At 61.2% G+C, this 8,770-nt stretch carries 8 protein-coding genes; all 8 read right to left on the bottom strand.

Annotated features, from left to right (window positions below; all coding sequences use genetic code 11):
* Positions 1 to 270: 270 nt before the first annotated feature.
* Positions 271 to 1,521: a histidinol dehydrogenase gene (hisD, locus tag P1S46_05200; protein MDF1535885.1), complete on the bottom strand. Its 1,251-nt coding sequence runs from the start codon at positions 1,519 to 1,521 to the stop codon at positions 271 to 273.
* Between the two features lie 155 nt (positions 1,522 to 1,676).
* Positions 1,677 to 2,324 (bottom strand): ATP phosphoribosyltransferase, encoded by a 648-nt coding sequence (gene hisG / locus P1S46_05195; protein MDF1535884.1) that lies wholly within the window; start codon positions 2,322 to 2,324, stop codon positions 1,677 to 1,679.
* A complete protein-coding gene (murA, locus tag P1S46_05190; GenBank protein MDF1535883.1) occupies positions 2,317 to 3,573 on the bottom strand; it encodes a UDP-N-acetylglucosamine 1-carboxyvinyltransferase in 1,257 nt (418 codons plus the stop codon). Before murA ends, hisG begins: the two co-directional genes overlap by 8 nt.
* Positions 3,566 to 4,441, bottom strand: coding sequence for a peptide chain release factor N(5)-glutamine methyltransferase (gene prmC, locus P1S46_05185; protein ID MDF1535882.1), 876 nt, complete (start codon positions 4,439 to 4,441; stop codon positions 3,566 to 3,568). Before prmC ends, murA begins: the two co-directional genes overlap by 8 nt.
* Position 4,442: 1 nt before the next feature.
* Positions 4,443 to 5,525: a peptide chain release factor 1 gene (prfA, locus tag P1S46_05180; GenBank protein MDF1535881.1), complete on the bottom strand. Its 1,083-nt coding sequence runs from the start codon at positions 5,523 to 5,525 to the stop codon at positions 4,443 to 4,445.
* Positions 5,522 to 6,421: a DUF1385 domain-containing protein gene (locus tag P1S46_05175; protein ID MDF1535880.1), complete on the bottom strand. Its 900-nt coding sequence runs from the start codon at positions 6,419 to 6,421 to the stop codon at positions 5,522 to 5,524. Before P1S46_05175 ends, prfA begins: the two co-directional genes overlap by 4 nt.
* Before the next feature lie 376 nt (positions 6,422 to 6,797).
* Positions 6,798 to 6,998, bottom strand: coding sequence for a 50S ribosomal protein L31 (gene rpmE, locus P1S46_05170; protein MDF1535879.1), 201 nt, complete (start codon positions 6,996 to 6,998; stop codon positions 6,798 to 6,800).
* 212 nt (positions 6,999 to 7,210) lie between these two features.
* Positions 7,211 to 8,464, bottom strand: coding sequence for a transcription termination factor Rho (rho, locus tag P1S46_05165; protein MDF1535878.1), 1,254 nt, complete (start codon positions 8,462 to 8,464; stop codon positions 7,211 to 7,213).
* Positions 8,465 to 8,770: the final 306 nt, after the last annotated feature.

The following is an 8,770-nucleotide window of genomic DNA, read 5'->3' as shown; positions in this document are numbered from 1 at the left end:
CGCCTTGCCGGAACGAAAAACTCCTCTCGTGACTATGTCCGCTCAACCCCGCCTAATTCATGATGCTTATAGTGCCATTTCCATTTATCCATATTTGCCACACAGTTAGCTGACATCTCATTTGCATCATGAATAATGCGGGCTAGGAAGATAGATACTACCACAATGTTTCTCCGATGCTAAAGGCCTGGAAACCGCAAACCTGCTGATGATCCCGCACACATCCTGTCTTCTCGTGGCGGGTTCCTGTCTTCGGGATCGCAAATGCCGTCAGTCGCGATCTCGAAGTCCTGCCCGCAGATCGACCGCACGGGCATGGGCTTCAAGCCCCTCGAGGCGCGCGAACCTGGCCACCATTTCGGCCCTTTCAAGGAGGGCATCCCGGCTGTACCGGATGAGGCTGCTGCGCTTGATGAAATCGTAGACCCCGAGGGGAGAAAAGAAACGGGCTGTGCCGCCGGTGGGAAGAACGTGGTTGGGGCCTGCCATGTAGTCTCCAAGAGCCTCTGCCGTGTACAGGCCCATGAAGATCGCCCCGGCGTTTTGTATTGAATCCAGGGTGACCTCGGGATCGGCCACCATGAGTTCCAGGTGCTCGGGAGCGATGCGGTTGACCACCGCGGCCCCTTCCGCCATGTCGCGCACGAGGATCAGGTGTCCCCTTGACTCGAGGGAGATCGCTGCGATCTCCCTCCTGGGGAGGAGTTCCAGCTGGCAGCGAACCTGTTCGGCGGTCTTCTTCAGGAACCCCTCGTCGTCTGTGACCAGAACAGGGTATGCCAGGGGGTCGTGCTCAGCCTGCGACAGGAGGTCGGCAGCCGCAAACGCCGGTTCGGCGGAAGAGTCGGCAAGGACCAGGATCTCACTGGGGCCTGCGATCATGTCGATATCCACGTCCCCGAAGACCACCTTCTTGGCCATGGCGACGTAAATGTTGCCGGGCCCCACGATCTTGTCAACCCTGGGAACCGTTTCGGTCCCGTAAGCGAGGGCAGCCACCGCCTGGGCACCGCCGATGCGGAACACCCGGTCGACGCCGGCGACGGCAGCCGCTGCCAGCACCGTCTGGTTGACCTGTCCTTTCGGCGTGGGGACCACCATGATCACCTGCCCGACACCGGCCACCTTGGCCGGGATAGCGGTCATGAGGACAGAGCTGGGATAGGCGGCCGTTCCACCCGGAACGTACAGGCCCACAGATCCCAGGGGCGTGATCTTCTGTCCCAGGACGACTCCCGGGGAGGGTTCAAAAGTCCAGCTTTTTTCAACCTGTTTCAGATGAAACTCCCGGATGGCGGAAGCGGCCTGGTGGATAAGTTCGCGATCCCCGGCAGGGATACTCTCCAGGGCCTCTTCCAGGAGGGCTGCCGGAAGCTCCATCCCAACCTCGCCGAGGTCCATCTCGTCGAAACGGAGTGTATAATCGGACACAGCGTCGTCACCCTTGCGGCGCACATCTTCCACGATCCGGACCACCCTCTCCATCACCCCTTCCGGCACAGCTTCGCCGCGAGTCTCCAGGGAGGCGATGACAGCCTCGAAGTCGGAGTCGTTATATCGGGTGATCTTCAATGCAGCCCTCCTTGCGTCTTTGGGCACATGAAAAGGGGAAAGGGAGAAAAGGGGACGGGGGGAACTCTAACTGAAAAATATCTCCTTTTCGCCTCTTCTCCTGTTCACCTTTTCTCGATGATGGATCTGATCTTCTCAATCAGCGGTACCAGGCGATCCGCCTTGATCTTGAGGCTGGCCCTGTTCACCACGAGGCGGGCGGTGACCTCGGTTACCTGCTCCACCTCCACCAGGTTGTTCTGCCGCAGTGTCTCCCCCGTGGAAACAAGATCCACGATGCGGTCGGCAAGCCCCACAAGGGGGGCGAGTTCGATGGAACCGTACAGGGGTATGATCTCGACCTGTTCGCCCCTCGCGGCGAAATGACGGGCCGCTATCCCGGGGAACTTGGTGGCCACACGGGAGTGGCCCCAGGTGGTGCCGCCGCCCCGAACCGCTCCGGCGGGTTCGGCGACCACGATACGGCAGTATCCGAACCCGAGATCGACAGGTTCGAGGATGTCCCGTTCCGATTCCATCAGGACGTCCTTGCCCACAAAACCCATGTCCGCCGCGCCGTAATCGACGTAGGGAGGGAGGTCCTTGTCCCTCACAATGATGAACCGCGCTGTCCCGTCCACGGAAGGGACCATCAGTTTTCGTGTCGACTCAAGGTCCTCTGCGGCCGTAAGCCCCACCTTCTCCAGAAGTTCGGTGCACTCCGCGAGGAGGCGGCCCTTGGGAAGGGCTATGGTGATGGCGTTCTTATCCAAGGGTCCTCCAGATCCGGGCACCGAGGCTCGCCAGCTTTTCGTCCAGGACCTCGTATCCCCTGTCCAGGTGGTAGATGCGGGAGATCTCGGTCACACCCTCGGTAGCCCCGAGGCCGGCCAGCACGAGGGAGGCGCTGGCTCGAAGATCCGTGGCCATGAGGGGGGCTCCGGAAAGGGAGCGGACGCCCCTGATGACCGCCCTGCGCTCGGAAAGGGTGATGTCAGCGCCCATGCGGCAAAGCTCCGGAACGTGCATGAACCGCTGTTCGAAGATCGTCTCGGTGACCGTGGAGAGTCCTTCCGAAAGGGTCATGAGAGCCATGAACTGGGCCTGCATGTCGGTGGGGAACCCCGGGAAAGGGTCGGTGACGACGTCTACCGCCTTGATCCCTCCGTCACAGCGGGCCCGGATCCAGTCCCCTCCCTCTTCGATGTCGACCCCGGCCTTTTTCATCCGTTCGATGACCGCCCTGAGGTGGCCGGGAACACAGCCGCGTACCGTCACGTCCCCTCCGGTTATCCCTGCGGCGGCAATGTAGGTGCCCGTCTCGATGCGGTCGGGCATGACAGTGTAGGTGGCCGGGGCCAGGGAGGTGACGCCCTGGATCCTGATCTCCGCGGTCCCGGCGCCGGAGATACGGGCCCCCATGAGGTTGAGGGCATCGGCCAGATCCTTCACCTCAGGTTCCCGGGCCGCGTTTACGAGCACCGATTCCCCTTCGGCAAGAACGGCGGCCATCATGAGGTTCTCGGTCCCGGTGACGGTGGGTGCCTCGAAAACGATCTGGGCCCCGCGGAGCCGGTCCACCCTGGCCACCACGTAGCCGTGCTCCAGGTGTACCGTGGCCCCCATGGCCTGGAGCCCCTCCACGTGCCTGTTTATGGGGCGAGCGCCGATGGCGCAGCCGCCCGGCTGGGAAACACGCGCCTTTCCGAATCGAGCCAGCAGCGGTCCCAGGACGAGAACGGACGCCCGCATGGTCTTGACCAGTTCGTAGGGCGCCTCACAATTGCTCGTGCGGGCCGAATCGAGGGACAACGTCCCATCACCCTCGCACTGTACTCCAAGGTGCTCCAGCAGCTTCCTCATGGTCCTGACGTCCCGCAGATCAGGAACGTTATGAAGGACCAGCTTCCCCGGCATCAGCAGGGAGGCGGCCATCAGCGGAAGGGCCGCGTTCTTGGCCCCGCTGGCAGCAATCTCCCCACGGAGGGGGACACCGCCCTCTATCATGATCCGCTCAGGCATTTCCCGCGGCTCCCGCAACAACCCTTTCAATGCCGCCCAGGTCCCTGACGGTGCGGACCTGCACCAGTCCGGCCTTGCGGAAAGCAGCGGATACTTCCGCCGCCTGGCCCGCTCCGACCTCCACCATGATACGGCCGCCCGGCCGCAGCAGCTTCGTGGCAAGGGCGGCCAGGGGAGGGTAAAATTCCGTGCCCTCGGGGCCCGCAACCAGCGCCTCGAAAGGATCTCCCTCGCAAACCTCCTCGGCAAGCTCACCCAGTTCACTTTCGGCGATGTACGGGGGGTTGGAAAGGAGCAGGTCGAAGACGGGGCCAGAAGCGAGCCCGTCACCGAGGTCCGCCAGGACGAACTGGACGCGGTCAGCCACTCCATGGGCCGCGGCGTTGGCGGCAGCGACCCTGAGGGCGCCGCGGCTGATGTCCGTAGCCACGACCCTCGTTGCGGGCACCTCCGCGGCCATCGTCACAGCGATGGCCCCGGAACCGGTGCCGATATCGATCACCCGGACCGGGCCTGCAGCGCCTGCGAGCCACGCGATCGCCTCTTCGACGAGAAGTTCCGTGTCGGGGCGGGGATCCAGGACCTGATCTGTGACCGTAAACGGCCTGGAATAAAACTCCCGGCTGCCGATGATGCGGCTCACCGTTTCCCGACGGCAGCGCCTCTCGATGAATGACTGGTAACTGGAAGCCTGGTCCGTGGAAAGGGAGGTGCTCCTCCTGAGGAGGGCATCAGGGCCGGACTCGCCCGTGGCATACCCGAGAAGAACGGCAGCGTCGAGAACCGGGCTTTTGACCCCGGCCTTCCTGAGGGCGGCAACTGCTTCCCTGAGCACATGTTCGCGGTTTTTGTCCGGGGAGAGCTCCACGTTACGCAACCTCCATGGATCTTAACAGCTCGGCCTGGCTGGAGGCCATAAGGGCCTGTGTGATCTCCTCCAGGTCGCCGTCCATGATCCCTTCCAGCCTGTAAAGGGTCAGGTTGATCCGGTGGTCGGTGACCCGTCCCTGGGGGAAGTTGTAGGTCCTTATCCGCTCACTGCGGTCCCCCGAACCCACCATGCTCCGGCGTACGCCGTCCACCTGCGTCCGCCTTTCCTCCAGTTCCTTCTGGAGCATCCTGGCAAGGAGGATCTTCATGGCCTTGGCCTTGTTCTTGTGCTGGGATTTCTCATCCTGGCACGAGACCGCGATACCGGTTGGGATGTGGGTGATGCGGACCGCCGAATCGGTGGTATTGATGTGCTGTCCGCCGCAGCCGGAGGCCCTGAACACGTCGATGCGAAGATCCTCGGGATGGACCTGGACCTCCACCTCGTCTGCCTCGGGCATAACCACGACGCTCACCGCCGAAGTGTGGATGCGTCCGGAAGATTCTGTCTCCGGTACCCGCTGGACCCTGTGGACGCCCCCCTCGTACTTCAGGTTGCTGTATACCTTGCTCCCCCGGATCAGGAGGGCAGCCTCTCTGAAACCGCCGACCTCGGTTGGGCTGCTGTTTAAAAACTCCCACTTCCAGCCCTTGCGTTCAGCGTACCGGGTGTACATGCGTACCAGGTCAGCGACGAAAAGAGACGCTTCCTCCCCTCCCGTACCTGCTCTCACTTCGAGGATGGTGTTCTTCTCGTCCAGGGGATCTTTCGGAAGGAGAAGACGCTTGATCTTCTCTTCGAGGACCGCCAGCCCTTCCAGGATAACATCCCTCTCCTCAAAGACCAGGGGGAGGACTTCCGGGTCCCTCTCCTCCCGGAGCATCCCTTCCATGGCGGTGAACTGCTCCTGGAAAACCATGTATTCCCGGTACGCTTCCACGATGGGAGTAAGATCGGAATGCTCCTTGGAGTAGATCCGGAGCTTGTCCGGGTTCCCGGCGATCCCGGGATCGCTCAGGTGTCTCTCGAGTTCCTCGTACCTGTCTTCGACATGCCCGAGCCGGTCTATCCACGAGTTCATAACGCCCCCTCGCCCTCATCGGCCAGGGCCTCCCTGAGAGCCACCAGGGCGACCTCTATCTGGTCGTCGGTGGGCTCCCGGGTAGTGAACTTTTGCATCGCCAGGCCGGGAAGGAGCAGCAGTCTCAACGCGGGGACCTTCCGATACCGGTCCCCGGCCTTGAGCATCTCGTAGGAGAGACCCGCAATGACCGGGATCAGGATGACCCTTGAAAGGGCCTTGCCCCATAGAGGCCAGGCTTGCGGGATCTGGGCGAAAACGACGATGGAAAGGACCATGACGATGAGGAGAAAGCTGGTTCCGCATCGGGGATGCGTGGGGCTGTATTTCCGGGCGTTGGCCACGGTCAGATCATCACCCGCCTCCATGGCGTAGATCGTCATGTGCTCCGCTCCATGGTACTGGAATATCCGGCGCACATCCCGCGCCATGGTGATGGCGGCAAGGTAGAGGAAAAACACCGCGAGGCGCAGGACCCCGTCCACCACATTGAAAGCCCACTGCCCGGCGACCCACGGGAACCCGGTCTCCATCCACCGGGTCACCCACAGGGGCAAAAGAAGAAAGAGGAATACGGCCAGGCCGAAGGCGACGGCAACGGTGCCGGCCATGGCCCAGGGCCCGATCTCCTCCTCTTCCTCCTCCAGGGCCTGTTGCGCGCTGTAGTTCAGGGCACGGACCCCCAGGAGGATCGTCCCGAACAGGGAGACCGTCCCCCGGAGCATGGGCCACTTGAAGACAGGCCAGCGATCGGCGAGAAGGTTAAGGCGCTCCTTCATGACAGCGATTTCACCCGAGGGGCGACGCACCGCCACGGTCATCGTCCTGGGGGCGCGCATCATGACGCCTTCGATGACGGCCTGACCGCCGATCTTATGCTCGTGCTGTTTCGACATCTCAATGAACCTTTCGCACTCGCATCATAACGCGGAGGTGAGTGGGCGAAGAGGTGAAGAGGGGACACATCTTAACTCGCGTTTTCTCTTCTTCTCCTTTTCCCCTTCTCCTTTTCCCCTTCTCCCCTTTTCCTTGGGCGCCACACCTTGGGCGCACCTCCGTTATCTTACCGAAGGTAAGGGCGGGGTGTTCGAGGACGGAGTGGTGGCCGAGAGAGATGACCTTCCTGAGAAGACGGGATCTGCCATCGTCACTCAGGATGCCGGGCAGATCCTCGATGCCGAGGGGGGAATAACAGAGTCTTTTAGCTCGGGCAATTACCCCCTCTGGATCAGGAGTGTGGGAAAGGAGGTGGACCTTGGCACCCACAGCATCTTATTTCTGCTGGTACCGCCTCTTGAACTTCTCGACCCGGCCGGCCGCGTCTACCAGTTTCTGCTTGCCGGTGTAGAAGGGGTGGCAGTTCGAGCAGAGGTCGATACTTCTGCTGCCGATGGTGGAGCCGGTCTCGTATTTCGCACCGCAGGCACAGGTAAAGGTGGCCTCTTTGTATTCGGGATGGATATCTTTTCTCATGGCACTGCTCCTTGATTCCAATAGTCTTTAAAATAACTGATGTTTTTAACACATATGCCATTATTTAGCAATCTGTGTCGTTGGCAATATGTGTCAGCGTTCCGGGTTCCGGGTTTTGTGATTGGAGTAGAATCCGAACACTTTTTTAAAGTCTCTCTCCCCTGCGCAGAACTCAAAACCTGAAACACAAAACGGCGAGCAGCAGCTCGCTGCTATTCACTCATCATGTCGAAAAACTCCTGGTTGTTCTTGGTCCCATTCAACTTGTCCAGCATGAACTCCAGACTGTCCACGACGCTCATGGACGCGAGCACCTTGTGGAGCACCCATATCCGGTTGAGCTCTTCCGCGGTTACGATGAGTTCTTCCTTCCTGGTGCCGGACTTGCTGATATCGATGGCAGGGTAGATCCTCTTTTCCACCGGCCTGCGGTCGAGGTGGAGCTCCATGTTACCGGTGCCCTTGAACTCCTCGAAGATCACCTCGTCCATGCGGCTGCCGGTGTCAATGAGGGCCGTGGCGATAATGGTGAGGCTCCCCCCCTGCTCGATGTTCCTGGCCGCCCCGAAGAACCGCTTGGGACGATGAAGGGCGTTGGAATCCACCCCTCCGGAAAGCACCTTGCCGCTCGGTGGCTGGACCGTGTTGTAGGCTCTGGCCAGACGGGTGATGCTGTCGAGCAGGATCACCACGTCCTTGCCGTGCTCTACCAGGCGTTTTGATTTCTCCAGGACCATATCGGCAACCTGAACGTGGCGGGTCGCCGGTTCGTCGAAGGTGGACGAGACCACCTCCCCCTTGACGGACCTCGCCATGTCGGTGACCTCTTCGGGGCGCTCGTCGATAAGCAGCACGATGAGGTAGATCTCCGGGTGGTTTACGGCGATGCTGTTTGCCAGACTTTGGAGGAGCATGGTCTTGCCGGTTCTCGGCGGCGCGACGATAAGACCCCTTTGTCCTTTTCCGATGGGCGTGATGAGGTCCATGATCCGCACAGAATAATCCTGGTGGTTGTCGGTCTCGAGTCTGATGCGTTCGTCGGGATGGAGCGGCGTCAGGTTGTCGAACAGGATCTTGTCCTTGGACGCCTCGGGCGGTTCGAAGTTGAGGTTCTCCACCTTGAGGAGGGCGAAGTAGCGCTCCCCTTCCTTGGGGGGACGGATCTCTCCGGTCACCGTGTCACCGGTGCGCATTGAGAACCGGCGGATCTGGGACGGCGAGACGTAGATGTCATCCGGACCAGGCAGGTAACTGGCATCCGGCGACCTCAGGAACCCGAAGCCGTCGGGAAGCACTTCGAGGACACCGCTCCCGTAGATCGACTTCTTCCTTTCGGCCTGGGCCTGCAGCATGGCGAAGATGAGATCCTGCTTGCGCATGCCGCTCACGCCCTCGATCTTGAATTCCTTTGTGGCCAGCTTTGTCAGCTCGCCGATAGACATCGCTTTGAGTTCGATCAGGTCCATAGTACTTTCAGCTCCTTGGGATCGTGCGCGGTCACGGCGTCTCCCCTGGCCGTGTAACCGGAGGGCCCTCGCCGGGACGCCGTGGGCGCCTGTCCGGTGAGGAGGCTCGAATAATAACCTCGCAAACAACTATACGAGGCGTTTTGCTGCGGGGGGTCACACCGTCGGTGTGGGCCCCACCCCGGTCCCACCGGGGGCGGGACTGGCGGAAGGGTTCCTTGTGAACCCTTCAACTTTGACAGGGTCGCAAAAAGTCCAATCCGGGACTTTTCGCTCCACGGAAAGGGAAAAGCGTCGTTTTCCCTT

The sequence above is a fragment of the bacterium genome, assembly GCA_029210545.1.
Lineage (GTDB): Bacteria > BMS3Abin14 > BMS3Abin14 > BMS3Abin14 > BMS3Abin14 > JARGFV01.
Note: the sequence above shows the minus strand (reverse complement) of the source record. Positions and strands in the feature narration are given on the sequence as shown.

Excerpts from the sequence above, each read along its gene's own strand:
- murA (MDF1535883.1), bottom strand. The coding sequence starts at position 3,573 with ATGCCTGAGCGGATCATGATAGAGGGCGGTGTCCCCCTCCGTGGGGAG.
- rpmE (MDF1535879.1), bottom strand. The coding sequence starts at position 6,998 with ATGAGAAAAGATATCCATCCCGAATACAAAGAGGCCACCTTTACCTGT.
- prfA (MDF1535881.1), bottom strand. The coding sequence starts at position 5,525 with ATGAACTCGTGGATAGACCGGCTCGGGCATGTCGAAGACAGGTACGAG.
- rho (MDF1535878.1), bottom strand. The coding sequence starts at position 8,464 with ATGGACCTGATCGAACTCAAAGCGATGTCTATCGGCGAGCTGACAAAG.
- P1S46_05175 (MDF1535880.1), bottom strand. The coding sequence starts at position 6,421 with ATGTCGAAACAGCACGAGCATAAGATCGGCGGTCAGGCCGTCATCGAA.